Source organism: Acinetobacter sp. BIGb0196, assembly GCF_011759595.1.
Classification (GTDB): Bacteria; Pseudomonadota; Gammaproteobacteria; order Pseudomonadales; family Moraxellaceae; genus Acinetobacter; species Acinetobacter guillouiae.
Genome location: NZ_JAAOZA010000001.1, coordinates 2408545 through 2434926, shown reverse-complemented (window position 1 = coordinate 2434926; position 26382 = coordinate 2408545). Strand labels below are relative to the sequence as shown.

Here is a 26382-nt window from a genome sequence, read left to right as displayed (position 1 = left end):
TTTCCTATTGAAATGTGATTTGAATATTTACCTTATATGAAATAGATAGGTGAGTCTTGGTCTGAAATGAAAAGGCTACAAGACAGCCAAAATAATTACTTAATGAATTAAATTTTATACATGGTAATTTTTTGAAATTAATTATAAATGAAGCCATTACAGTATTTAAGTCACTGTAATGGCTTTAGGTTTTAACAGATAGACTTAGAAACGATAACCTACACCAAGGTAAGTGATCAGTGGGTCGATCTCAATTTTAGTTTTAGCCTGAATGAGCTTTGCATTGTTGTTGGTGTTTAGGACAGTAATGGTTGCCGTATTGTCTAACTTCGCATAAGAAATAGAGGCTGTAGCAAACCAGTTTTGTTTAAAGTCATAGGTAAAACCAGCAGTAACAATCGGAGCAATGGCATCAGTTGCATCTACTTTAACTTTCATGTTGCCGCTCGATGGCTTTCCTTCTAAAGAAGCACCTGCTTTACCATCATGAATGTTTTGAATCATATGTCCAGCACGTATCAAATCATTTTCAATTCCTGAATTGATTTCGATATCATTGAAGTAGGCATACATTAAACCAGCACCTACAAATGGTCTGAACTTATTGACACCAGATTTACCAAAATAGTACTGCGCTTGTATGGCAGGCGTCCAAGCTCTAGCAGATGCAGCAGTGTTATAACTATCCAAATCTGTAATTAAAAGATTGTTTTTTAAATACAAATCGCCTGCAATGCCACCGAGTGGTTGAGAAGCTGCTGAAAAGGGTGCATAAACAGTACCTTTTCCTTTTAGATCAACTTTTGGTGGAATCCCTGCAATCAATTGAACAGCAACATTGTCGGTGACATTATAAGTAAACATCATACCTAACGTGTCTACATCCTCAACTTCCAAACCAGCATCCGCTGACCAATGGGCAATCCCATTGATTTCAGCAATTCCTGTTAATTGGTCTATTAATGTTGGGTCATCTGCCATAATTGCATCCAACAGATCATCAAATACATACCGTCCTTCCTCATTACTCGGCATGTTGAGTATGCTAATAAGGTTGGGATCCATCGCATCAATACGCGATTGATCGAGATTATCTATAATCGTTTTGCCTGAAATTACACCCACCGCAGCTTTAGTACCATTACCTACAGAGGTATTAATCCTAAAAGGTTGTGCTTTCCCCATTGATGACATATGTAACCAACCTGAAGAAACCGAGAAGCGTTTAAAATCTTCAGCTTGACTTATTCCCGCAATACAAATGAGTGAGGTTGTAATGACGGCTTTTTGAAAGATCTTTTTTGTTTTCACTTGAATTCATCCTTTTAAATACAATCACTGTCTTCTTGACAATGAGATTATTAAAATTACATAAAACAACCAATAAGTAGAGTAAAAACTCTAATTTAAAAACAGTATTAAGACTTAGAAGTTAATTAATAATGATCGAAAAGTAATATAAAAAACATAAAATCATAGAGTTGTTTGAAAATAATGTATTTTTAAGTATATTTTTCATATAAATAAAGTATTACAAAATAGTGACATAGTTTTACTTTTTGATAAATTTACTTTACTTTTGATTATATTAAAAAAATTACAGCATAGATTAGTAAATCTAAATTTAATTATTATTCATAGAATATTTTGGTGAATTATCGATATAAGTTGTATTATTTTTCCAACTATAAAATACAACTTATAAAGAAATTAACTATTATAAAATAGCGAATAAAGCATAAAATGATCAGTTAATGCCTATTGATTTGCATTTATTTAAAATCCAATACATGTGATTATGATTTGAATCGCCAAAATAATAAGACAGATTATTCCAACAGCATAAGAAATACTGCGCCATGGTTGCATTGCACTGAGATAGGTGATTGTATGTGTGATTCTTGCAATCGTAAAAATACAAAAGATCCAGACAATAAAATCACTACTTAGGTTTAATGCAATACAAAGCCCTCCAAACACCCAAAACACGGGAATATTTTCTAAATCATTTGCCCAAGCTTGGCTGGCTCTGGTTACTTGTGGCAGCTCTTCGGGTCGGGCTTGGACACTGACAAAATTAGCATCTTCGGCATTTTTAAACGCTTTATTCTTTATACGATAAAATCCTTGATAACAAGAGATTACAAGCATTTTAAAAAAAAGCAAAACCACACAAAATGCATAGATATGTAGTAGATTATTCATAGATCCCCATTTATTTTATATGCTTTAGATGTATTTAATTAAGTGTATCTATTTAAAGTGATTTTTAAACTTTGTCGAGAGAAATTTTTAGAAGCAGTTTTAATGCTTGATGGCTCTGATTTATTTTTTGGTGAGAATGACTGAAATAGAATCGAATGATTAGAAACTTAAACACAATTGAAAATTAATCGAGTGCTTTTAACGATGATCTAAGCTTTGAGTCAATGAGAGCTGCTGCTGAGTGTGTTGCGTTATACGATGATCTAGCAAAGTTTGTGGCTATTGAGCGGGAATAGTATGCAGTGTTACTTTTTTCGTTTTTCTAAATAAATTTCAAATATGCTCCATGTGCAAATCAAAACAAAGACTAAGGCACTTACGCCAAAGAGAGGCATCAACATATTGCAATCCTTTTGCAGGTAAAATTTTTGAGCTTATGGCGCAATTAAGACTAAAGTCTAAATGATTTTAACAAGATAAAAAATATTGATTTGAACCTTATTATTGAGATTATGATTTATATGGATGTTTTTTATGAAAAATTTATATTTTTGTTCTAGAGGAAGTTAGATGATATTGGTGCGTTTAACGGTTTTCTATTTTAAGCATACATTTTGGTGTAGCAAAACAAGTGTTTAAAATGACAAAAATAAATATACAAATGTAAAAAATAAGCACAATAGAGATTGTCTTTTTAAGCTTTTACTCGGACAATTCGCAAATTATGATTTTATGATGTCAGGTATTTATGAAAAAGATGTTGGGAGAACTTACTTTTAAGCTCTCAGGTTGGTCATATGAAGTTGATCAAAGTGTATTAGAAAAAAAACAAGTCATCATCGGTTTTGAACATACATCCATGATGGATGCTGTGTTGTCATTGGCAATTTTTCAAATTCATGACATTAAAATCCATACTTTAATTAAAAAAGAATTATTTAAAGGTCCTTTAAAACCGATTTTAGAAAAAATTGGTGGTATTCCTGTAGACCGTAAGTCAAACAAAGATATCGTTTCACAAATGGTTGATCTGTTTCAGAGTAATGAAGAATTTAATTTGGTGATTGCGCCAGAAGCGACTCGCGCAGAACGTGGGCAAGCACGTAAACCGATCCGTACTGGTTTTTGGCATATCGCAAAAGCAGCTGGTGTTCCTATTGTTTTAATGTATGCAAACTCAAAAACAAAACAGGGTGGGATCTTTGGAAAAATTTACCCAACAGATCTAGATCAAGACTTAGCAGAAATTAAACGTCTATATAAACAACATACAGGGCTCGATATTGTGATTCCTGAAGCAAAAAATTCTTAATTTGCATTAAATCTAAAAAATAAGCACTTTCTCATAAAAAAGTGCTTATGGTAGAATTGTCGCAATTTGATATGGCATAAAGCCAATCTACAGGAGCATATTTCGCATGGCGGGTCATTCCAAGTGGGCCAATATTAAGCATCGTAAAGCAAAACAAGATGCAAGTCGTGGTAAAGTCTTTACCAAATATATTCGTGAATTAACCACAGCAGCAAGACTTGGCGGTCCTGATGTGGGAAGTAACCCTCGTCTACGTGCTGTTGTCGAAAAAGCACTTTCAGTGAATATGACACGTGACACGATCAACCGCGCTATCCAGCGTGGTGCTGGTGGTGAAGATAACGATGACTTAAAAGAAGTCACTTATGAAGGTTATGGTGTGGGTGGTGTTGCGGTTATCGTAGAAACCATGACAGATAACCTTAATCGTACTGTGCCTGATGTACGTCATTGTTTTTCTAAAACCAATGGTAACTTAGGTACTGCGGGTTCAGTGGCATACATGTTTACCAAACGTGGTGAGATTACTTTTGAAGATGTTTCTTTGGAAGATAAAATCATGGACGTGGCTTTGGAAGCTGGTGCTGAAGATATCGAAGTGAACGAAGATGAAATCTTAGTAATCACTACACCTGAAAGTTTTGGTGATGTACAAGATGCTTTGACTGCTGCTGGTTTAAAATCTGATAATGCAGAAGTGGTCATGAGCCCATCAACAAAAGCATTGATTGCTGATGTGGATCAAGCAAAACTCATTGTGAAAATGATTGATATGTTTGAAGATCTTGATGATGTTCAAAACGTATATACCAATGTTGAATTCACAGATGAAGTATTGGCTGAATTAGACAGTTAAGTCTGATTTGAGTTGATAAAACGCACCTTTGGGTGCGTTTTTTATTATTACGCGTTTTAATTTAATTTATTAAATAAAAAACAATAGTTTATAAGTTATTTTTCATTTGACTAAATTTAAATAAAATCCTTCAACAAGATGAGATCAACATTGCTTCTGTTGATCAATCAATCAAAGATCTAATTGAAATTGGACGATTTGAATACTCTTTTAGCCTGAATGAAATTTCTGATGCACTGTCGATTTTAGTTAACATTGAAAATTTTAACAAAGAGAGTGTAATTCAAGTAATTAATCATATTTTTGAAGCATTTTCATGTAATTTAGAAGAGAAAGAATTTCTTGAGAGTGAAGACGAATACTTAATGAAATTAATTTTTTTAATAGTTAATATTTTCTAAAATTACTTTAATACAGCATATTTGAAACTACAGATATCTAAATGATACTTTGCCCTAAACTCCTTAAATTGAAATTAGGGCAGGGTAAAGAAATCACGCTAAGGATCGTTATACCGTTGCTAAATACAACGAGTGTAGTGGTTTGAATGATGTACTAAGGTTCTTTGGATAGAGTTTTATCCTTAGGAATAATGCTGGAAAAAACTATTAAAAATGCAAAAACTATAATGAAAATTTTGACAAAACAATTATAAAGCTTGCGTATGGTGAATTTAAGATCGGATTTTGAGATAAAAACCCACTCACGGTGGGCAATGCTGGAGTTCTCTTTTTAGTTATAGACCACAGTCTTCAATAGTCAAAATTTTTATACATTAGAATGTTTAGGTAAATTAAAAAGAGTTTGAGAAGAATAAAAAAAAGTATACAATTACAGCAAAATTGCATTACGATTATTAATAAAAGTAATTGTTTGAATTTTTAAACTAATAAGCATTCTTACAATGAAAAAGGGATTTTTATAATGAAAAAGGTATTTTTATCAAATGCTTTTTTGGGATTAATCTGTTTTAGCAACTATTCAGTTTATGCAAGTTCTGAAACTTTTCAACCTATGTCAGAAAGTGAAATGTCAGCGACTACTGGTCAGGCTTTAATGAGTATGTCTTTTATTGCACCTAATGATTCAGATAACTTGGAAAGACAGCGCACTGGCGGTAGCCAGAATATCGGTTTTTATCGCTTAGGTTTGGAAGCAGAACTAGAGTTGAATGCTAATATTAAAAAATTACAACTAGGTTGTGGGGGATTGAACGGGGCTGGTGGATGTGACCTTGATATTGATAATTTAAGTTTAAGTGGTATTTCTGATACTAATTCTGGCAGAGCAAGTTCCAGTGCAAAATTAACTAACCCTTTCATTGAGTTTGCAATTAAAAATCCTGGTCAGTCATCAACAAGAGAAATGGTAGGATTGAGACTGAGTGCCGAGAAAATACTAGGTCTGCTGACTTTAGGAACAGAAAATTCATCTGTTGCGAATGGACTAAATAGTTTCTCTGGATACATGAAAGTACAGTCAGGTATTGGTACTACTGTTGCAGAACAAAGTAAAATTAAAGGATATGCCGATACTGCTGCACAGTTTATGAATCTAGCTACATATCCAATTAAAGGCAACTTAGTTGCAATTGGATTAGCAAATGCAAGTTTTATCACAACTGGAGGGGGATTCAGTATTCCAGAAATGAATAACCTTCCTTTTGAAACTTCCCAAATTGTTGTTGTAGGAAATCGTAAGACATCAGTTGGCTTATCTGCATCTGTTGATATTCCAACTATCAATTTAGGGACAGGAAATGATTATCCAGCAATAGGTAGAACAACCTTTGATGCAAATGGAACCACAACAGCAGTATACACAGCTGGTAATCCCGTAGACGCTAAGATAACAGGATGTCAAAACACGGTTTTTTTAATTCCTGCTTGTTTAGCAGCACCAACAGGGCGTCAATTTACTAATATCAAAATGAGTGGTTCAGTAAGTGGTGCAAAAGCGACTGTAAATTTTCAAGAAGCTCTTGGCTTTATTCATAGCTTACAGGTGAATTCGGCTGCATCTTTAAGCTTACAAAATCAGAGTTTATTGTGGCCAGGTTCTGAATCCTTAAATATTGCACAGCCAGGTTGGTGGTTAGCACTTGCAGATCCTATCAGTATAGGTCGAGTAGAACCAACCCAAAAATTAAGTATTGAGCCATTGCTTGGTCAATTTGCTACGAAAGCTGGAGATTATTTACAGCAAAATCCTGCCAGAACAAATGATCTTGGTGGAATTATTAGTGGAAATGGCCTTGATGCAAATATTGGAAATGTAAATTTATCAAATGTTGCTCCCCTACAAATGAATTTATCTAACCTTCAGCTTAATGGGCAAAATTTTGCCCCAAATTGTTATGGTAGTCTTAAATTTTGTTAATCTTAATTTACTGGAATTCGTACAGAATTTAAAAGAGAACATTACTGATACTGACAATCTGAGCATCAGTAATAAATCTTATCTAGTTAAGAGTGATTCAGGCAGTGCAATGATGATAAAATTTTTAATAAAACATGATTATTTTTTAAATTTAATAAATGAAAATATTGAGTGCAATAAAATTACAACATATTGATTTAATTGAATGTTAATCGCACCTTTTGGTGCGTTTTTTATTGAGAGAATTTATTGCTGGTTTAAAACAGCGGAAATAAATTTATTTTTTTCAATCCGATAATCGATCATATCTAAATTTTCACAACGCTTTTTTAGATTATTGTACGTTTGCACCAGTTCAGGCGATTGCCAGAGTCTATCTCTAAACTTAATAAATGACTCAAATTCAGAACCTTTGACAACCAATTGAAAGGCGACATCATCACCATTGAGCGATTCCAACATACACAGTTGATCCGTTCTCAGTGTTGCTAATTTTTCTTGAAAATTTAAGCCATAAAGTTTTTGAATTGCATCATTAAATTCAGATTGATCCACTGCAATATAAATGTCTAAATCTCCTTTAGAGATTGCATTTGGAATCGAAGAGGCGCCAATGTGCTCAATCTCTGCATTGGTTAAAAGTGCTTTGATTTGAGTTTGATAATACGCAAACCGTGCATGACATAGTGGTTGATATTCTTCGGCTAAATAAAATTTCATAAAAAGATCCATTCAAATACAATGTGATATCTTGATTTTTAAATTCTACTTATTTAAAACATCATAAAACCAATGTTTAAGACCAATGAGAGTAGCTTTGCTTCGTAAACTTTTAAGTCCATTCTATTCATCGTGTGGAAACTAAACGGACTCAATACATAATTTAAATTCGATTGAGTAGGCCAGTACAATTAAACACGCGTTTATATTCTTTAATCACAAAGCTTGAATGTAGTGCAACCACGTGCTCAATTTTACCAATACGTTTAAGTAAAATTTCACTGTAATTCTCCATATCTTTTGCGATAACTTCTACAAGGAAATCAGCAGTTTGCCCAGTCACTAAAAAGGCGTTAATCACTTCAGGGATGTTTTCGAGTTCTTCTAAAAATTTAGCAAAGGTATCAGTATCATGTTTACTTAGGGAAATTTGTAAAATGACATGTAATTTAAAGCCTAATTTTTCAAAATTAATATCACGCTTTAGATTGGTCATGATATCAGTTTCGATCAAGTGTTTGATACGACGATGGACAGAACTTACCGACAGGTTAATACGTTCTGACAATTCATTTAGATTGATGTCTTCATGGGTTAAAATTTCTAAAATTTGTTTGTCGTAACGATCCAGTTCCATATTTTTATCCAGCTTGAAAAAATTTTCTGTATTAATGTAGATTGATTTTTATAGTTTTTCAATATTTGAATCATTTTTGAGAATAAATATCATAAAATGCTAGGTTATAGAAAAGGAATGAGTTTAAGTCTAACTGTATTCTGTGTTGAGCTATATCACGATGATTTTGCAAATGACCTGTTGAAAACATTGAGCGAATTGCTAAAACCTAACCCAAAGGATGAAAGATTATTTTAGTAATTGCTCCTCTATAAAATTTTTACTTTATACTGATTAAAATTGAAAAGTTTATCCCCCCATGCTTGAACACGATCTAGAACTTACCGAATCTGAAATGCATCTCTATTCCCGTCAAATTCTGCTGAATGGTTGGGATATTGAGGCGCAGGAAAAATTAAAACTCGCCAATGTGCTGATTGTTGGTTGCGGTGGAATAGGGTGTACCACTGCCGAATTGTTGGCACGTGCAGGTGTTGGGAAAATTAGTCTGATTGATGCTGATACGGTTGAAATCAGTAATTTACAAAGACAAATTGCCTATGTTGCGCAAGATGTCGGGTTTTATAAATCAGAGATCTTGGCCAAGAGATTGCAAACAATTAATCCTTTTATCCAAGTAGAAAGCTATACCAGTAAATTGGATGAAAATAATGCGCAGGCATTGATTGCTCAGCAAGATTTAGTCTTAGATGGTTGCGATAATTTTACCACCCGTTATCTGGTGAACCACATCTGTACCCAGCTGCATATCCCGCTGATTAGTGCGTCTGCGATTGGTTTCCAAGGTCAGCTTTTTATGGTTGAAGGTGACTCAGCTTGTTATGAATGCTTATTTCCCAAAGCGCAACAGCATAATGAAAGTCTACGTTGTGCTGACTCTGGTGTATTGGCCACCACACCCAATGTCATGGCAAGTTTACAGGCACATCATGCACTTCTATATTTAGGTTTAGCGAAAACCCCACTGAAACAAAAATTGATGCTATGGGATGGATTAACAATGAAACAACGAATTTTAGCCTTTGAAAAAGATAGAGATTGTACAAACTGTCAGGCAAGCCATACTGCAAATGCTGATTAATTTGCTACACTTATACAAATTCAATTTAATGTTGACATTATGAAAAATAATATCTTTTTAGATGGTCTGCGTTCAGTTGCCCGAGTTGGGGAAACTGCCGTTATCGCAGCCAAAGCTGGCATTAAATACGCCACTGAAAAACCAAGTAATGCCAAACTGATGCGTGAAACTTTTGAATCATTAGGCTCAACTTATATTAAATTGGGTCAATTTATTGCCAGTACACCATCTTTATTTCCTCGTGAATATGTTGAAGAGTTTCAAGGCTGTTTAGATCAAACGCCTTATTTACCTTTTAGCTATGTTCAAGACGTGTTGGAACAAGAATTTGCTGGACGTAATTTAAGTGAAATCTTTGCATCCATCGATGAAAAGCCTCTTGCTTCAGCGTCCATTGCTCAGGTTCATGCGGCCAAATTGGTGACCGGTGAAGATGTTGTAATTAAAGTGCAAAAACCAGGTGTAGAAACTATTCTTTATACCGATTTAAATGTATTGCATTGGGCAACAAAGGTGTTGGAAAAAGCAATTCCAAAAGTAAAATTCGCTTCATTAGCCGATATTGTTGATGAAATTAAAACACGGATGGTACGTGAAGTTGATTTTATTGAAGAAGCACAAAATTTAGATGATTTTGTGAATTATCTCAATGTGTCGCAAAACACCGCAGCAACAGCACCAAAGGTCTATCATCAATTTTCAACACGTCGTGTACTTACCATGCAACGCTTGTATGGCGTGCCACTGACTGATTTTGATGTGGTGAGAAAGGTCGCGAAAGATCCATCTCAAGTGCTGATTACCGCCATGAATACTTGGTTTGGTAGTTTGATGTTATGCCAGTCTTTCCATGCTGATTTGCATGCAGGTAATCTGATGTTGCTTGAAGATGGCCGTATTGGTTTTATTGATTTTGGTATCGTTGGACAGTTAAAACCTGAAGTTTGGCAAGCATGTATGGCATTTATGGATGCTTTGCAAAAGACTGATTACAAGTTGATGGCTGAAAATATGTTGGGTATGGGCATGACCAGTACTCAAGTCGACACTCAGGTTTTGGCAGAAGATTTAGAACGTTTATTTAGTGGGGTACTGCTTGCGGATCCACAAAAAATTATGACGTCAAACCCATCTGATTTAAATGACATCATGATGGACATGGTGGGTGTAGGCGAGCGTCATGGTATTCGTTTCCCACGTGACTTCGCCTTATTATTTAAGCAAATGCTCTATTTTGATCGTTTTATGCGTGTTCTTGCGCCATATACCGATATTTATGCTGACCAACGTTTACAGATGGTGCAAAATATTGATCCTGTATCGTTGTTAAAACATTGATATAGATGTTTTCCCTTTGTGAAAAGCTGGCTAGGTCTGATTGTAAAATCTTACTTGGCCCTTTTTTAAAAGGGTATTTTTTTATTTAAACTGAGAATTTATAAACGTCATGGATGCAATTATCATTGAAGGGTTGAAAGTTGAGACGGTGATTGGCTGCTTCAATTGGGAACGGCAAATTATCCAACCTTTAATGTTGGATCTCCACATTCAAACCAGTTTAGAACAAGCGTCTAACTCAGATGAATTGGTCGATACGTTGAACTATGCAGAAATTTGTGAAATTTCTGCCAAAGTGATTCAAGATGCTGCGCCAAAATTGATCGAACATGCGGCCAAATTGGTGTTGAATACGCTTTTCTCTACCTTTCCGCCTATTGAATCGATTATGATTACGATCCGTAAGCCTGCCATTATCCCGCAAGCAAATTCTGTAGGAATTCGTCTTGAACGACACCGAAATGATATTCGCCCTAGCTCTAGCGAGTAATCGCGATCCACAACAAAATTTTCAAAAAGCATTTGCTCAGATTGCCCATTTGGGAATGGTGTCATTTTCTCCAATCTATTTGATTCCATGCCGTGATGGAATTGGTGCAGATTATTGGAATGCTGCATGTTTGGTTCAAAGTCAGCTGTCTGTAGATGAAATGCTGTCTTTATTAAAAAAGATGGAAGCAGACTCAGGTCGTGTACGCCCATCACATCAAATTTCCTTGGATATTGATCTCATTGCATGGGGATCTCATTTAACTGCAATGCAATTTAATCCAAAGAAACTACCATTGGCGTTGGATGTTAAAGTGCCGATGTCTGATCTTTGGGAAGATGCATTATTCAAACATTCCGCAGATCAATTTCCAGTTATCATTTTATAGTCTTTAAAATAAATAGGTTAAAAAACAATGTATTTTAAGCCCTTGGCATTATTCAGTTGTGTGCTTTTATTTAGTGCATGTCGCCATTTACCTGAACAATCTGTTACACCAGTACAAGCTGTAAGTGAAGTGCAAAGCTTACAACAGCGGGATAGCAATCTTAAGCAAAAAGTGAATGCTTATACACAAGATCAAGCTTTATTTGATGTGGCATTTGATGATCTCAATCAAGATGGGCAAGATGAAGCCATCGTGCTTTTAAAAGGGCAAGATTGGTGTGGGTCTGGTGGTTGTACAATGCTGATCTTTCAAGGAAAATCTAATCACCAGTTTGACTTTTTAAGTAAAACAACCTTGGTGGATACGCCAGTTTACTCTACAACATATATGCATAATGGTTGGAAGCAAGTGCTGGTTTATAGCCGAAAGCATGGGCAAGTGATGTTGAAATTTGATGGAACTCAATATCCGCTCAATCCATCTTTATTGCCTGTCGCAACTGCAAAATTGCCACCGAATACAGCTAAATTACTTTTGGGCGTTGCTGAGTAATTTTTTATTTTTAACCTACATCTCTACATCAAAATGTGGGTTAAGCAGACCTTATTAAAATACTAAAAAAGCAAGCCCAGCAAGTGGGCTTGTAAATCAGTTAAATCAGACTGTTAGATAAATTAGATAAAATAACTGGTCTTGGTCATCAGTTTAGAAATAGCAGTCATGGTGATCTTCACTGGAATAGGCAGCTCTACACCACCAGCAGTTAATGCTGTATCACGATGATGCAGTTCATCTTCATTCATCTGCACCAATATTTTACGTGAGCGCTCGTCTTGAGCTGGAAGCTGACTGATATGGTGTTGTAAATGTAAGCTGACTTGGCGTTCAGTTTCAGCCACAAAACCTAAACTGTATTTATCACCTGCAATGCCAGCAAGCGCACCCATACCAAAAGAAAGACCGTACCATACAGGATTCAGCAAACTGGTATGACTGTCGAGCTCTTTTAAACGATCTTCACACCAAGCCAAATGATCTTGTTCTTCAATTGCTGCAAATTCCATTTCACGACGTACATTTGGAAGTTTGGCTGTTAATGCTTGCCCATGATAAAGCGCTTGAGCACAGACTTCACCACTATGGTTAACGCGCATTAAGCCTGCAACATGACGTGCTTCACTGACAGCCAGCTTAGTTTCTACTGCATTGGACGGATTGCTTCTTTGTGCCGAAGTTGCACCAGGTACTAAACTTCTTAAAGCTTGGTCAAATGAATTGATCAATTTATCGATGCCAGTATATTGACGCATATTAGTCCTCCAAAGAAACCTGAGTTGTCGCTATTAATGGTTTTAAACGAATTAATAACCAAGTACTAAAAATAGCACTCAGCACAGCTGTGATACAGAATAAGATTTTAATATCTATTTTCAAAATACTTAAGATGAGAATAGAAAAAATTGCCGATGAAACCATGAATATTGCATTAAAAATATTGTTTGCCGCAACCACACGTGCACGGTGAGATTTTGGGGCATAGGCTTGCATCATGGCATAAAGTGGAACGATATAAAAACCTCCACTTATGCCCAATAAGGTGACTGCAAGCATGACATGATAATAAATTGCCCCTGAATTAAACATATCAGAAATCGCAATCAGATCACCGGTACGTTCTGGAACAAAAGCCAAACTAGCTGCTAAATAGAGTGCAAATAGCGTTAAGCCAATCGCACCAAGCGGTACCATTTTGATATTCACTTCTGCACCGCCAATTTTACGGCACAGTAACGAACCTACGCCAATGCCGACAGAAAAAAATGTAAGCAATAAACTAACAACATTTTCATTGGCATGTAGGTTTTGCTGTGTTAACTGCGGGATTTGTGTGAGATAAGTTGCACCATAAAACCAGTACCAAGAATTGCCTAAAAGTACGATAAAAATTAACGGTAAACTTTTAGCATAGCGGATGGTTTGGAAACTGGTACGAAAGAAATTCCAATCGATCTCTAAGTCTTCATTTGAAGTAGATTGTTTAAGGACAAAACGACTGGATAAATAACCTACTACTGCAATAGATACGATGGTTAAGCAAATCCAGATCATATTGCCTTGTGACAGCGAAATGACTGCGCCGCCTAAAATCATCCCAATTAGAATCGCAATGGATGTGCCTGACTGAAACAGGGCGTTACCAGACATCAGTTCATTGGGTTTTAAAATTTCAGGCAAAATCGCATATTTGATTGGCCCAAAAAAAGTACTATGCGTGCCCATTAAAAATAAGGCGAAGAGTAAAATCCAAAGATTACCCAATAAAAAACCCGCTGAGGCGATCAGCATGATGATGATTTCTAAAATTTTAATACTTCGGACTAAAAATGAGCGTTCGTATTTATCTGCAATTTGACCTGCGGTCGCAGAGAAGATGAAATAGGGTAGAATAAACAGTAACGCAGCGAGATTGTTGAGTGTACTGATATTGGCAGACTGATGATGAATCCAACCATAGGTAATGACGAGTAATAATGATTGTTTATAAACATTATCATTCAGGGCGCCAAAAAACTGGGTAAGGAACATCGGTAAAAAACGTCTTGTCCCTAAAATATGCTCATTTTTTTCCATTGTAGACGACTTCATTTAGTTATATATAAGAAATGTGTTGAAATGGTAACTATCTCTCAAAATCATGTATCATGTTTTTAACTTAAATCATGTGTAAAACCAATTGGTTTGGGTATTTGAAAGATTTTTAATAATTGATCTTTCTACAAATAAATTTAGGTCATTCGAGCTTGGTATGCCAGCAAAAATTAATTTTAAAAAATCTGTGCTTTCACATAGTGTACATTTACACTTTGACCGTTATCATATCAATAAACTGATATGTTCAAGTGTTTTTTTAAGTGTTTTTGCGATCCCTGTCAGTTATGCCGATCAAATACAAAGCAATCAGAACTTGCCATCAAGCTCTGAAACCATCAGTACAAGTTCTGAAAAAATCAGCAATACTCAAGAACAATTAGAATCAGCAGCCATTCAACAAGGCGTACCCAACGAAAAGATCGACCAGTTAGATCAGAAAATTCAACAAGCTCAACAAACTGATCAAGTCGATAGCGTTAAAATGCTTGAACAACAAGAAAAAAATATGGGGGTGCAAGATGATTTTAAGCCGATCCAATTTGAAGATCTTGAAGAGTTACCCGCTGTTGCTGTGGATCAGTCTTTAGCAAATGAAATTTATAAAGTTGCAGAAGATGCAAAAACGGATGCACAGAATTTTCGTAATGGGGTGACCAAAGCACCTCAAGTTGAAGTGACTAATGCGACCCAGCAAGAATTGAATGAAATTACGCAAGCGCCAGTCAATGTCGATCAGCTTATACAAACTATTCGTGCGGACAATAAAATTTCTGTAGAGGAAAATCAATCGGGTAAAACCTTGGTTGATAATACACAGAGTAATAGCGATGAAGAAAAGGCTAAACCTGGTTTCTTTAAAAGTTTAGTCAATAAAATCCGTGGGCCGCAAGACAACGGTGTACCAATTCCAAAAATCGGTGTTTCCGTAACGGGTGCGCCTACAGTTCTTGCAACTAACTTAAAAGCAAAATTAGGAACCTTTACCCAAGAAGCATATTCTGATTTTAATGGCTCGGTGCCACAGTTAAGAACATTGGCGGTACAGGCTGCCCAAGCAGTAGGTTATTACAATGCAGAATTCAAGTTTACTAAAATTGATGATACTCATTTAGGGGTTAAAGTCACTCCACATGATCCAGTCAAAGTGGCTGAACAAAATATTGAGTTTACAGGGGCTGGCTCTAAACTGGCACAGTTCCAAGTTATTGGCGTACTTCCTGATTTAGAAGAAGGTGATATTCTCAATCACGGTGCTTATGAATCTACCAAAAACCGAATTGTGGATGCAGCATCGAATAATGGATTTTTTGATGGTTATTGGCGTTTACATGATGTCAAAGTTGAACAACCACAAAACAAAGCCAAAATTGATTTAAAATACGAAACGGGCGATCGTTATAAACTCGAAGATGTAGAGTTCAGAATGAGTGATCCTTCTAAGCCGCTCCCAATCGATTTAAAAATCTTAAAAACTTTAGCGCCGTGGGAAGATGGTGCGGATTACACTGCATGGCGTGTTAATGGTTTGGCCAATAACTTAACCAACTCACGTTATTTTAACTATACCTTGGTTGATGCGATTAAACCGGATGCAATTGTAAAACCACTTGAGCTTCCTGCTGATCTGCAAGCCTTAGTAGATCAGCAAAAAATCACTGAAACAACATTGTCTGCGCAAACCAATGCCGATAAAACACATTTGTCAGATAAAGAAGTGACCCAAAATGTGGTCAATGAAAATCAGTTTGCGGGAACGCAAGGTGAAGAAGTCAATCCGAACTTAAAGCAGCTTCAAGCGCAGCAGAAAGAAAAAGAATCTGATGATGATCTATTAAAAGATCAGGCACGTGAGAATAAAAAGATTCCTGTGATTGTGACTTTAAATGCAGATCGCTTAAACAGTTTAGAGACAGGTATTGGTTATGGGACCGATACAGGGGTACGTTTACGTAGCCAATATAGACGTGCGATTGTTAACCATTTAGGGCATTCTTTTGATGCCAATATGGAATTGTCACAAATTCGTCAAGCGATTGATGCTCGCTATAACATTCCTTATAAGCATCCATTAAATGATTATTTCAGTTTGGTTGCGGGTTATGAACGAGAAACCCGTGATGGTATTGGTAATGACATGGATTTGGTTATTGAGTCTGCGGTAGCCGGGGTAGACCGTATTATTAAAGGTTCAAGAAAAGAGTGGCAGCATATTCTTGGTGTGCGTTACCGCTTAGACCGTGTTACTCAAAATGGTCCTGTAGATATTGCCAATATTCCTGATGCTTTTTTAATTCCTGGTTCAAATCAAGAACAGCAGTCATTGTTGTTGGGTTATGAAGCAACCAAAACAACCAGTGATAATCGGATCAATCCAACACGCGGATATAAGCAAAGTTATAAAATTCAGCTTGGCAGTAAATCTTTACTTTCAGATACGGATATGGCGATCACCAGTGCAGATTGGAAAGGTTTATATTCTTTTGGTCAAAATGATAATCATCAGGTGGTTGGTGGTTTGAATGTCGGCTATATTTTTGCCAAAGATTTTGAACAAGTTCCTTATAATTTAAGATATTTTGCTGGTGGAGATCAGAGTTTGCGAGGCTTCGATTATAAGAGCTTATCTCCAACGGAATATGGTTATAAAGTCGGTGGTCAAGGTTTGGCTGTCGGCTCATTGGAATACAATTACCAATTTAAAGAGGGTTGGCGTGGCGCAATATTCAGTGACTTTGGTAATGCTTACGATAAATCATTTAGTAACGATACCCAATATAGCTTAGGCTTAGGAATCCGTTGGAAGTCACCAATTGGTCCGATTCGAATTGATGTTGCATCAGGTGTTTCAGATCCTGCTCGCCCAATTCGACTGCACTTCTTTATTGGTTCACAACTTTAATTAACTAAAAATATAAGAGAATTACTGGAAATATTATGGCTGATGAAGAACATCAAGATGTTCAAAATGAACAGCAAAATGATCAACTAAAGCAAGAGCAGACACCGAAGAAGCGCAATATATTGCGTAATATTCTGATGTCATTGCTTTTGGTCATTATTTTATTGATTGCTGCATTGGCTGTGATGTTTAGTACCGATAAAGGCAGTAAGTTTTTATTGGATCGGGTTGCTTCAAGCCAGAAAATTATTGATTACCAATATGAAAGCGGTAACTTGCTTCAAGGGATCATACTTAAAAATGTTTTGGTCACTCTCGCTGCGGTTGATGTCAAAATTGATCGTGCGGATGTTTCCTTGGGTTGGCGCGCAATATTAGATAAAGAAATTCATTTGAGCCATGCTGATGTTAACAATTTAAGAATTATCAGCAAAACACCACCAAGCGATGAACCCTTTAAGTTTAGCGAAATCAAGTTACCCTTTGTTTTACGTTTAGATGAAGCAAATGTAGATCATATGCAGTTTCAAACCGCATCTACAAAAATTGATTTTAACGATATTCATTTAGAAAATGCATTGTGGTCTGGTACAGAGTTGAAGTTTGAAAACTCTAAAATGGACATGGGCTATTTATCTGTAAAAGACGCGACAGGTAATATGAATTTTAAACAAGGCGATTATCCGCTGAATGCCAAGGCAATTTTGCGGATCCCAAGTTTAAAAAGTTTAAATGTTGAAGATATTTATGTACATGCGCGTGGCTCACTCGACACAATTAAAGCAGGTGTTGCGACTAAAACGCCCGATCTTTTAACGGGTTGGGCGGTGATCCATCCGATGCGTCATGATGTTCCAATGAATGGTGCTTTGGTTTTTAAAGATTATCATTGGCCGTTGTTGCAGGAACAAGAATTACTGTCTAAAAATGGCTTGGCGAAATTTCAAGGCGATGTTAAAGGCCTAAACTTAGATATTAATACAGACATTAGTGGTAAAAATATCCCACAAGGTCAATATACTGCTTTAGCACATACCGATTTAACCAATCAGTTGAATATTAATAATTTAAATGGCCAATTGATGGGTGGTGCTTTAAATCTTGCAGGTTTGGTCAGTTGGCAAGATCATGTGCATTGGGATGTGCAAGGCCGTTTAGATCGAATCAATCCAAAAGACAAAATTATCCCACAAGTGATTCAAGACTTTTTACCTGTTTCGCTTGATGCCAAAATTGGTTCAGTGGGCGAATTAAAACAAGGCATGCATTTAACCGCCAATGTTGATTTTGATAAATATGAAGCTTGGAACGTTAAATTAGATCAAGCTGAACAAAAGGGTAAAAAGCCTGAACCGATGTTATTGGGTGTTAACTGGAAAAATATTGACCGAGCAGTGCCTTATGTGGGCTGGTTGAGCAGTGAACAAGGTCAGGTTGAAGTTGCACTGGTTGACGATCAGCAAAATATTCATGTGGCAACCGTTGTACGTCAACATGAAAAAGGCAGTTTACCTGAGGGCAAATACACAGCTCAGTTAGACCTAAAAGGCAATGATCTACACGTACCAGCATTTGAATATGTGGCAACGAAAGGTAGTTTATCTGGAAATGCAATCGTTGAATTACCTACTGAAAAACGCCAGTTAAAATGGAATGCCTTGCTCAATGCAAAAGATTTTAATCCACAAAGTATTGTCGCAACAGCACCAGTAGATTTAATCAATGGGCAGATAAAAGCCAATGGTTTTGCAAAACCAAATCAACAATTGATTAATTTTGATGCGATTAATTTAACCGGCCGACTTGCAAATCAAGCCAACCCTGAAACAATCCAATTGACTGGTAAAAGTACAGCCGCAGTTATTTTTAACGATGCCAATGCAGGTGGTGCTTTTAAAGGCTTTGCAGTGAATTATGATGGCGCATTAAATGCGTCACAGCTGAAACAAGGCAGTGGCTTATTAAAGATTAGAGTTGCGGGTACACCAGAGCTAATTAAAATATCTGAGCTACAGCATGATGGTGTTGCAGGAAAAATCTTAGCCAATGGCTTGGTGCATATCAGCAATGGCATCGGTTGGGATATCAACGCATCTTTGGTGCGTTTTAAACCGCAATATTTTATTTCTTCTGTGCGTGGTGAAGTTTCTGGGAATGTGAAGACTCAGGGGAATTGGTCAGATCGTCTGAAGAGAATTAATATTCAACAATTGAATATTGCAGGCATGATCAATAACAAACCATTGAGAGGACGAGGTAACCTTGCAGTTGTTTTAAATTCTGATTTAAAAGGCTTGATGCCACAGCAATTTGAAGCCAATAACTTATTTTTGTCTTATGCCAATAACCAAGTTCAGGCGACAGGAAATGCACAGAATCTACGATTAAAAGTCAATGCACCTGCATTATATGAGCTTTATCCGGGATTACGTGGCACAGCATATGGTTATTTGAATCTACAAGCACAGCCACGTTTGAGTGCAACTGCAAACCTCACAGTCGATAATTTTAGTTTTAATGATAGTCTAAGCATTAAAAAATTAAGCTTAAAGGGTGAATTGCCAACCTCTGAAACTGTAGCGTCGAAAATGGTGGCGCAAATGAATACTTTACGCAGTGGAAACCGTGAAATTCAGCATGCAGGAATTACACTTTCTGGCACACGTAAAGCACATTTATTACAGCTTCAGGCATGGAACTATTATTCTAAGTTTTATGTACAGCTTGCAGGTGGATTTAATGCGCAAAATGATTGGTTAGGGCAGATTCAAAAAGGTGAGTTTGACTCAGTAAGAGCACACTTATTACAACAACAAAATGCTCCTGTTATTTTTAACGCGTCAAAATCGGAGTTATATGTTGGACAGCATTGTTGGTCAAGTCAGCAAAGCCAATTGTGTTTTGATCAACCGATCCGCGCAAGTCAGCAAAATGGTAATGTTTCCTTTGTTACTAAAAATTTAGATCTGAATGATTTTGCCGCGTTTATGCCAGAAGGTTTGGCACTGACAGGTAAGTTAAATGGTTATGCAAAAGCATCATGGGCGAAAGGTGCACAACCTAAGCTAGATGCTAAGCTGGTTACCCGGAATGGGCAAATTGGTATTGCTGCAGAAGATCCAAATGACCCTTCAACTTCGATGAACTATGACGAAGCCAGTGTAATTGCGAAAAGCATAAAAGATGGCTTGTTGTTGCGTGTTGATTTAAAAGCACCGAATGTCGGAACAGGCTATGCCAGCGTCATTGTCAACCCATATGTCGAGTCTAAGCCGATGCGTGGTGAGGTGGCATTTAATGAAGTTCAGTTGAAAATCTTAAAGCCATTTATTGCCGATGTACGTAAACTCGATGGGACTTTGTCGCTTGCAGGAAAAATTAACGGTACGCTGACACAACCATTGTTTGATGGTGAAATGCGCTTGAAAAATGGTGAAATTAGTATGATTTCACTGCCTGTGAATTTGAATAATGTTCAGATTTACACTTCAATTCGTCAAGATGTCGCAACAATTAACGGTGCATTTAACAGTGGTCGTGGTGTCGGTAAAATTAATGGCAGTATCGATTGGAAAAATGACCCACATATACAATTACGTCTCAATGGCGATAAATTGCTGATTCGTCAAGCACCGTTGATTACTGCGGTTGTCGATACCGATATTGAACTGGATGCTTTACCTTTAAGTAAGAAACTTACGGTTAAAGGTAAAGTTGATGTACCTAGTGCATTAATTTCAATGCCTGAATCCAGTGCAACCGTAGTCAATGTGTCACCTGATGTCCGTATTGTAAAAGAAGGTCAAAATCAGCTGGCCGTGCTTAAAGCAGCACAGCCGTGGTCTATACGTGCCGATGTTTCAGTAAACTTGGGCGATAAAGTTATTTTCCAAGGCTTTAACAGTCGTATTCCATTGGTGGGTCGTCTTTATCTTTCTCAACGTGGTTTGGAAACTGCAATGCGTGCCAATGGTGCGATTGGTGTCAGTCAAAAAGTAACCGTTGAGGCTTATGGTCAGCGCTTAGACTTAAATCGTGCCATTGCTCGTTTTAATGGCCCATTGTCTAATCCTACATTGGATGTCGATACCAATAAGAGTATTTCTGGCAGTACGGTAGGTCTACGTATTACAGGCACAGCTTCTAGTCCAAACATTCAAGTTTATAATGATGCTGGTTTGTCTGATCAGGAAGCGATGAATGCTTTAATTACAGGACGTATTAATGAAGGGTCCAGTGGTTTAAGTAATGCTGAAGGATTTAAATCGGATGTAAACAATACGATTGCAGCAGCAGGGATCAGTTTGGGGCTAGGTGGAACACGTGCATTTACCAACCAAATTGGACGTACATTTGGTTTAAGTGGTTTGTCATTTGATGCACAAGGTACAGGCGATGATACTCAGGTCAGTTTGACGGGTTATATTACGCCAGACTTGTATATTCGTTATGGTGTGGGGGTGTTTACACCAGTGAATAAACTGACTTTACGTTATCAAATGAATAAACGTTTATATCTGGAAGCCAGCCAGTCTTTAGAAAAAGCCATTGACGTGTTCTATCATTGGAGATTCTAGCTATGGATAAAACATTTTAGATGCAATTGGCATTGAAATGTAGTTGATCAATATTGAAAAACTCGGATTACGATCCGAGTTTTTTATATTTATATCAAATGAGATGAATCATGGAGCTAAACAAAGCACATCGTAAAATGCATGGAATATGAGTAGTGCAAAGATTTTGCACATGCTATTGCAAAGCCAATAGGTGAATATATTAAGGATCTTTATATGCATTTGTTTTGCTGATTTACACTGATTATTTAAGGCTGATCATGGGTTGAATATCTAATTTTTTAGAAATAGAAAAGCCCAATGAAATATTGGGCTTTTAAAACTGATTTGAAGATGGCGTTACACGCTAAAGCACTTCAATCGTGTTATTCAGTTAATAGCACATCACCATATTGTTCACGTAAATCACGCTTTAACATCTTACCCGTCCCTGTTAAAGGAATGGATTCAACAAAAATGACTTTGTCGGGGATTTGCCATTTTGCAATCTTATCAGCATAGTAATCCAGTAGACCTTGCTCAGTAATGTGAGTGCCTTGCTGTTTAATCGCAATCACCACTGGACGTTCATCCCATTTCGGGTGGTTTGCTGCAATGACGGCAGCCATCGCAATTTCAGGATGATTCATGGCAATATTTTCAAGCTCAACAGAAGAAATCCACTCACCACCTGATTTAATTAAATCTTTGGCACGATCGCTTAAAAGCAAATAGCCATCTTCATTAATCGTGGCGATATCACCAGTATCAAACCAACCATCAGCACTTAACGCTTTTTCAGATTTGCCATAATAAGACTCAATAATCCAATGACCTTTTACTTGCAGATTCCCCGTGCTATGTCCATCACGAGCAACTTCATGTGAGCCATTTTCTTCATCGGTAATACGTAAATCTACGCCGAAAGGTGGGCGACCTTGAGATAGGCGAACTTTAAATTGTTCTTCTTCACTTAAATTTAAGTGTTTGGCTTTGAGCTGATTACCTGTACCCAATGGGCTCATTTCAGTCATGCCCCATGCATGAATAGTTTCGCAATGATAGATGTCTCTAAATGCTTTCATCATTGCTGGTGGGCAGGCTGAACCGCCAACGACATTGCGTTTAAGACTTTCAAGAGTACTGCTAGATTGTTTTGCTGCTGCAAGCAGGCCTTGCCAAATCGTTGGTACACCAAGTGCAATACTGACTTTATATTCATCAATCATTTGTACTAAGCTGGCGCCATCTAAACCCGGCCCCGGGAGTATCAACGTACAACCAACCATTGCTGCGGCATAAGGTGTACCCCAAGCATTGACATGGAACATGGGAACCACAGGTAACATAATATCTTTTGCAGATAAATTTAGAGAGTCGGGTAGCGCGATCGCATAGGTATGTAAAATGGTTGAGCGATGACTATACAATGCGCCTTTTGGATTGCCTGTTGTCCCTGAGGTATAGCATAGAGAGCTTGCAGTATTTTCCTCAAAATTAGGCCACTCGTACTGTACAGAATGTTCTGCAATCAGCACATCATAGAACTTAACATCTGGGAGGGCATCGGCAATATCTTGGTCAAAAGCACCCAGATAAACGAAATGTTCTACATGAGGGGTAAGGGCTTTCACTGCTTTGATTAGCGGTAAAAATGTTTTATCAAATAACACCACTTTGTCTTGAGCATCATTGATAATAAAGATCAATTGTTCAGGAAAGAGTCTAGGGTTGATGGTGTGACAGACCAAGCCACTTCCGGAAATTGCATACCAAGATTCAAGATGACGATGATTATTCCATGCAATCGTTGCAACTCGGTCACCTAAGCCTAAACCCAGTCCAGCAAGTGCATTGGCAAAGCGTTTAGCGTTTTCGCTTACATGTGTCCAATCTGTCTTTGTAATCGTGCCATCGGTATTTTTTGAAATAATCGCAGTATCACCATGATAACGCGTAGCATGCTCAATGAGGCTACTGATTAATAATGGTTGCTGCATCATACGTCCTTGCATATAAAATTCCTTTATAATCTTGTTGATAGGCTTAAATTGTATTTTTCTCAGAAGCTTTCTAAGTGAAAAAAATTGTTAAATAGAAAAAGCTATCATTTCATCCTATATAAAAGTCAGATTAAATCAAGCTTAAAAACAATATATTTTTGCAACATTTTTATTCTTTTAACCAATAAAAAACAATAGCTTAGTTGGATTATCACAATTTGAAAATTTGATGATGAAATTTGGGATATCAGACTAAAGAACTAGGAGAAAGTATTATTCAGATATATGTATATGTGCTAAACATATTACATGTCTTGTTAAGGCATTGATGTTTTAGGATGAAACTATATTGACGTGAGATATTAAAAGGAGTTTTAGAATGTTTCAAAAGATCAGAAAATTATTGTGTATCCACAGTTTTGAATATGAAATTGGACATAATATTGTGGTTAAAGAGTGCCGTAAGTGTGGTGCTCATCATTAATTTTCTAGAAGCGATCGCAAAATATCACTGTATTATGATCATTCGATAAAATATGGTGATATTTAGAAAGCGCTATATCTCTAAATGAAAATAATAAAAATCTAGTTTTGCAAGCTGATTCATTCAATCTTATGGTGGTAGATGTCCTCGTTTGATTGCATATGGCTGTTTTATTGCTTAAGGCTGTCTTGGTTTTTTAAGTATTGCTAAATTTACGTTAGAATAATGCTACTCTTGTTTTATTGTCTTTGCATCATAATGTCTAAAGATTTTTTAGCTGAAAATTATATTGTCGATGAACATCTTGCTGATACTTTAAATTGGTTATGCCAACATCAAGATTGTTATGATGCTTTTCAATTTGATGTGTTGACTCAAGAACTCAAAGTTCATCATGCCAATGGTACAGATATCATTCGTCAGGGGATGTATCTTACGGCAAAGTACGGAATTTTAATCACATCTTTATAGTGAGTTGGTGCTCAATGATTGTCGCTAAAATCAGCACGTAACATATTCTTGCGCATAAATTTAATTTATCGTGTTTTTTTACTTTGATTAGTGCGACAAAAAAGTCAAAACACAGCTAAAATATAGCTTGAATAGTGTGTATTGAATCCATAATGAATATGAATGTATCGGAACATCAACGTAGCATTTTGGCTACGATGGGAATAGAGCTTTGGATCCCCAAGGTTGATGTTCAAACACGTCATTATGAAAATGCGCTATACCGTGATATTGCTCAAGTTGAACGGGATATTGCTGTTGTGCCTGAGTTGAACACGCATTCAACTCAATCTGATGCAAAATTAGAAAATCAAAATGTACAGCCGTCACAGATTGAAAAAACACATCAGCCTGAAGTTTCTTTATTAAAACGAAATCCAGAAACACAGCAAACTGAAGAAATTTCAGCGGCTGAACAAATTCAGCAACAGACAAACTTTATTGTCGAGCCTGCATTACAAATTGCGCCATTTGAAATCCAAGCCTATTGCATTGAAAGCTGTGTCATCTTTGTCGATTGTACTCAAATCAGCGCTGACCAATTAACACTATGGGGCAATATACAGCAGGCGCTTGTAGGGCAATTTTATGATTTAAAATGGCCTTTTCCAATGTTGCAGCTTCAAGATGGAAGAGGGGCTGCGATGTATATCCAAGGGTTTGTTGATGCTTTAAGGCAAGAGCGTAAAGTCATCAGTCTTGGTCAATTGCCTTATTTAAACAATACTGAAATGTTTGAATTGGCAAGTTTACAAGAGATGATTGAGCAACCTTTATTAAAACGCCGTCTATGGCAATTTATGCAAAATAAACTGAATTAGTTTTCAAGATCTGTACTGAGAGGTTTTCTGGGATATGAATAAAAAAGTGGTTGTATTTAGTCAAATCGACTCAGAAGTTCAAGCAAAATTAGCAGAAAAATATCAGTTGGTTGTATTGAATCCTAAGCAAGGCGATATCAATGCACAAATTCGTCAAGCGGTTGTTGATGCAGACGCAATGATTGGTGCGGGTCGTTTGATTAATGAAAGCAATATAGCCACTGCAGAAAAATTAAAAATTATCTCCTCTGTCAGTGTAGGCTATGATAATTACGATGTTGATTATTTAAATCAAAAGAAAATCTGGTTGTCGAATACACCACACGTATTGACCGAAACGACTGCGGATTTAGCGTTTACTTTGTTGATGAGTGCTGCACGTAAAGTACCGAGTCTAGATCACTGGACCAAACAAGGTGAGTGGCAACGTACAGTCAATGCGACACAATTTGGTCAAGAAATTTTTGGTAAAACTTTAGGAATAATCGGTTTAGGTCATATCGGTGCAGCAATTGCACGACGTGGATTTTATGGCTTTAATATGAATATTTTGTATCATAATCGCCGTGAAAAAATCGAAGTTGCACAACAGTTTAATGCACAATATAAAAGTCTTGAAGTACTGTTAAAACAAGCTGATTTTGTTGTGGTTGCAGTAGACTTAAATAGCCAATCTAAAGCATTAATCGGTGCTCAAGAGTTTGCCTTGATGCAAAAGCATGCTGTTTTTGTCAATATTGCGCGTGGTTCAGTAGTGGATGAACAGGCATTAACTGAGGCTTTACAGAACCGTCAAATTTTTGCTGCGGGTCTAGATGTATACCAAAAAGAACCATTGCAACAATCGCCATTGTTTGAGTTGGATAATGTCGTGACTTTACCGCATATCGGCTCAGCAACTGCCGAGACGCGCAAGAAAATGGCGGAACTGGCTTTTCAAAATTTAGTCGATGCTTTGGAACAACGCACACCAAGATATTTAGTCAATGAAAACTTCTAGTGGATGTTGAATGTTTGCTGACAATGCAAATTACATATGAAATGTTTACAG

At 36.7% G+C, this 26382-nt stretch carries 20 protein-coding genes; 13 read left to right on the top strand and 7 right to left on the bottom strand.

Features of this window, described 5'->3' with window-relative positions; all coding sequences use genetic code 11:
• Window positions 1–204 precede the first annotated feature (204 nt).
• Together FHR28_RS11175 and FHR28_RS11170 are read right to left on the bottom strand one after the other, a co-directional pair.
• The gene (locus tag FHR28_RS11175) at window positions 205–1311 is read right to left on the bottom strand and encodes an OmpW/AlkL family protein (RefSeq protein ID WP_004721026.1); all 1107 of its coding nucleotides are present in this window, start codon (window positions 1309–1311) and stop codon (window positions 205–207) included.
• Window positions 1312–1776: 465 nt separating this feature from the next.
• A complete protein-coding gene (locus FHR28_RS11170) occupies window positions 1777–2205 on the bottom strand; it encodes an MAPEG family protein (RefSeq protein ID WP_004721023.1) in 429 nt (142 codons plus the stop codon).
• Between the two features lie 748 nt (window positions 2206–2953).
• On the opposite strand from FHR28_RS11170, the gene FHR28_RS11165 reads away from it, so the two are divergent.
• The 3 genes from FHR28_RS11165 to FHR28_RS11155 all read left to right on the top strand — a co-directional run bounded on the left by FHR28_RS11165 (window position 2954) and on the right by FHR28_RS11155 (window position 6752).
• Entirely contained in the window at window positions 2954–3517 is a 564-nt protein-coding gene (locus FHR28_RS11165) for a 1-acyl-sn-glycerol-3-phosphate acyltransferase (protein WP_004721021.1), read from the top strand.
• A 106-nt stretch (window positions 3518–3623) separates the two neighbouring features.
• The gene (locus FHR28_RS11160) at window positions 3624–4373 is read left to right on the top strand and encodes a YebC/PmpR family DNA-binding transcriptional regulator (protein ID WP_004721018.1); all 750 of its coding nucleotides are present in this window, start codon (window positions 3624–3626) and stop codon (window positions 4371–4373) included.
• Between the two features lie 924 nt (window positions 4374–5297).
• Window positions 5298–6752, top strand: coding sequence for a hypothetical protein (locus tag FHR28_RS11155; protein WP_004721014.1), 1455 nt, complete (start codon window positions 5298–5300; stop codon window positions 6750–6752).
• A 246-nt stretch (window positions 6753–6998) separates the two neighbouring features.
• On the opposite strand, the gene FHR28_RS11150 is transcribed toward FHR28_RS11155, so the two are convergent.
• Both FHR28_RS11150 and FHR28_RS11145 read right to left on the bottom strand, forming a co-directional pair.
• Complete coding sequence (locus FHR28_RS11150; RefSeq protein WP_166782590.1) at window positions 6999–7472, bottom strand: GrpB family protein; 474 nt, start codon at window positions 7470–7472, stop codon at window positions 6999–7001.
• Between the two features lie 163 nt (window positions 7473–7635).
• The gene (locus FHR28_RS11145) at window positions 7636–8109 is read right to left on the bottom strand and encodes an Lrp/AsnC family transcriptional regulator (RefSeq protein WP_004721004.1); all 474 of its coding nucleotides are present in this window, start codon (window positions 8107–8109) and stop codon (window positions 7636–7638) included.
• 298 nt (window positions 8110–8407) lie between these two features.
• Here FHR28_RS11145 and FHR28_RS11140 point away from each other — a divergent pair, with 298 nt between their 5' ends.
• The 5 genes from FHR28_RS11140 (at window position 8408) to FHR28_RS11120 (ending at window position 11958) form a co-directional block, all read left to right on the top strand.
• Complete coding sequence (locus tag FHR28_RS11140; protein WP_166782589.1) at window positions 8408–9190, top strand: HesA/MoeB/ThiF family protein; 783 nt, start codon at window positions 8408–8410, stop codon at window positions 9188–9190.
• Window positions 9191–9229: 39 nt separating this feature from the next.
• Entirely contained in the window at window positions 9230–10528 is a 1299-nt protein-coding gene (locus tag FHR28_RS11135) for an ABC1 kinase family protein (RefSeq protein ID WP_004721001.1), read from the top strand.
• A gap of 109 nt (window positions 10529–10637) precedes the next feature.
• Entirely contained in the window at window positions 10638–11018 is a 381-nt protein-coding gene (gene folB, locus FHR28_RS11130; RefSeq protein WP_004720998.1) for a dihydroneopterin aldolase, read from the top strand.
• Window positions 10975–11406, top strand: coding sequence for a 2-amino-4-hydroxy-6-hydroxymethyldihydropteridine diphosphokinase (locus FHR28_RS11125; RefSeq protein WP_016539512.1), 432 nt, complete (start codon window positions 10975–10977; stop codon window positions 11404–11406). Before folB ends, FHR28_RS11125 begins: the two co-directional genes overlap by 44 nt.
• 27 nt (window positions 11407–11433) lie before the next feature.
• Window positions 11434–11958 (top strand): hypothetical protein, encoded by a 525-nt coding sequence (locus FHR28_RS11120; RefSeq protein WP_105712813.1) that lies wholly within the window; start codon window positions 11434–11436, stop codon window positions 11956–11958.
• Window positions 11959–12080: 122 nt separating this feature from the next.
• Here FHR28_RS11120 and coq7 read toward each other — a convergent pair whose 3' ends face one another.
• Together coq7 and FHR28_RS11110 are read right to left on the bottom strand one after the other, a co-directional pair.
• Window positions 12081–12716 carry a 2-polyprenyl-3-methyl-6-methoxy-1,4-benzoquinone monooxygenase gene (gene coq7, locus FHR28_RS11115; RefSeq protein WP_004720993.1) on the bottom strand — a complete coding sequence of 212 codons (636 nt, stop codon included), beginning with the start codon at window positions 12714–12716 and terminating at the stop codon, window positions 12081–12083.
• Window position 12717: 1 nt separating this feature from the next.
• Complete coding sequence (locus tag FHR28_RS11110) at window positions 12718–14037, bottom strand: MFS transporter (protein WP_004720991.1); 1320 nt, start codon at window positions 14035–14037, stop codon at window positions 12718–12720.
• Between the two features lie 175 nt (window positions 14038–14212).
• Here FHR28_RS11110 and FHR28_RS11105 point away from each other — a divergent pair, with 175 nt between their 5' ends.
• Together FHR28_RS11105 and FHR28_RS11100 are read left to right on the top strand one after the other, a co-directional pair.
• Entirely contained in the window at window positions 14213–16957 is a 2745-nt protein-coding gene (locus tag FHR28_RS11105) for an autotransporter assembly complex protein TamA (protein ID WP_166782588.1), read from the top strand.
• A 35-nt stretch (window positions 16958–16992) separates the two neighbouring features.
• The gene (locus FHR28_RS11100) at window positions 16993–21534 is read left to right on the top strand and encodes a translocation/assembly module TamB domain-containing protein (RefSeq protein WP_166782587.1); all 4542 of its coding nucleotides are present in this window, start codon (window positions 16993–16995) and stop codon (window positions 21532–21534) included.
• Between the two features lie 365 nt (window positions 21535–21899).
• Here the strand turns inward: FHR28_RS11100 and FHR28_RS11095 are convergent, their stop codons facing one another.
• Window positions 21900–23528, bottom strand: a complete 1629-nt coding sequence (locus FHR28_RS11095; RefSeq protein ID WP_166782586.1) for a long-chain-fatty-acid--CoA ligase — start codon at window positions 23526–23528, stop codon at window positions 21900–21902.
• A gap of 730 nt (window positions 23529–24258) precedes the next feature.
• Between FHR28_RS11095 and FHR28_RS11090 the strand changes: the two genes are divergently transcribed.
• The 3 genes from FHR28_RS11090 (at window position 24259) to FHR28_RS11080 (ending at window position 26331) form a co-directional block, all read left to right on the top strand.
• Window positions 24259–24471 carry a hypothetical protein gene (locus FHR28_RS11090; protein WP_004720981.1) on the top strand — a complete coding sequence of 71 codons (213 nt, stop codon included), beginning with the start codon at window positions 24259–24261 and terminating at the stop codon, window positions 24469–24471.
• Window positions 24472–24623: 152 nt separating this feature from the next.
• Window positions 24624–25331 (top strand): hypothetical protein, encoded by a 708-nt coding sequence (locus FHR28_RS11085; RefSeq protein WP_166782585.1) that lies wholly within the window; start codon window positions 24624–24626, stop codon window positions 25329–25331.
• 34 nt (window positions 25332–25365) lie between these two features.
• Window positions 25366–26331, top strand: a complete 966-nt coding sequence (locus FHR28_RS11080) for a 2-hydroxyacid dehydrogenase (RefSeq protein ID WP_105712809.1) — start codon at window positions 25366–25368, stop codon at window positions 26329–26331.
• Window positions 26332–26382 lie beyond the last annotated feature (51 nt).

Coding starts and splice junctions, on each gene's coding strand:
- FHR28_RS11120 (WP_105712813.1), top strand. CDS start 11,434: ATGTATTTTAAGCCCTTGGCATTATTCAGTTGTGTGCTTTTATTTAGT.
- FHR28_RS11105 (WP_166782588.1), top strand. CDS start 14,213: ATGCCAGCAAAAATTAATTTTAAAAAATCTGTGCTTTCACATAGTGTA.
- FHR28_RS11150 (WP_166782590.1), bottom strand. CDS start 7,472: ATGAAATTTTATTTAGCCGAAGAATATCAACCACTATGTCATGCACGG.
- FHR28_RS11135 (WP_004721001.1), top strand. CDS start 9,230: ATGAAAAATAATATCTTTTTAGATGGTCTGCGTTCAGTTGCCCGAGTT.
- FHR28_RS11165 (WP_004721021.1), top strand. CDS start 2,954: ATGAAAAAGATGTTGGGAGAACTTACTTTTAAGCTCTCAGGTTGGTCA.
- folB (WP_004720998.1), top strand. CDS start 10,638: ATGGATGCAATTATCATTGAAGGGTTGAAAGTTGAGACGGTGATTGGC.
- FHR28_RS11160 (WP_004721018.1), top strand. CDS start 3,624: ATGGCGGGTCATTCCAAGTGGGCCAATATTAAGCATCGTAAAGCAAAA.
- FHR28_RS11080 (WP_105712809.1), top strand. CDS start 25,366: ATGAATAAAAAAGTGGTTGTATTTAGTCAAATCGACTCAGAAGTTCAA.
- FHR28_RS11100 (WP_166782587.1), top strand. CDS start 16,993: ATGGCTGATGAAGAACATCAAGATGTTCAAAATGAACAGCAAAATGAT.
- FHR28_RS11155 (WP_004721014.1), top strand. CDS start 5,298: ATGAAAAAGGTATTTTTATCAAATGCTTTTTTGGGATTAATCTGTTTT.
- FHR28_RS11085 (WP_166782585.1), top strand. CDS start 24,624: ATGAATATGAATGTATCGGAACATCAACGTAGCATTTTGGCTACGATG.
- FHR28_RS11170 (WP_004721023.1), bottom strand. CDS start 2,205: ATGAATAATCTACTACATATCTATGCATTTTGTGTGGTTTTGCTTTTT.
- FHR28_RS11110 (WP_004720991.1), bottom strand. CDS start 14,037: ATGGAAAAAAATGAGCATATTTTAGGGACAAGACGTTTTTTACCGATG.
- FHR28_RS11095 (WP_166782586.1), bottom strand. CDS start 23,528: ATGCAAGGACGTATGATGCAGCAACCATTATTAATCAGTAGCCTCATT.
- FHR28_RS11145 (WP_004721004.1), bottom strand. CDS start 8,109: ATGGAACTGGATCGTTACGACAAACAAATTTTAGAAATTTTAACCCAT.
- FHR28_RS11140 (WP_166782589.1), top strand. CDS start 8,408: ATGCTTGAACACGATCTAGAACTTACCGAATCTGAAATGCATCTCTAT.
- FHR28_RS11090 (WP_004720981.1), top strand. CDS start 24,259: ATGTCTAAAGATTTTTTAGCTGAAAATTATATTGTCGATGAACATCTT.
- coq7 (WP_004720993.1), bottom strand. CDS start 12,716: ATGCGTCAATATACTGGCATCGATAAATTGATCAATTCATTTGACCAA.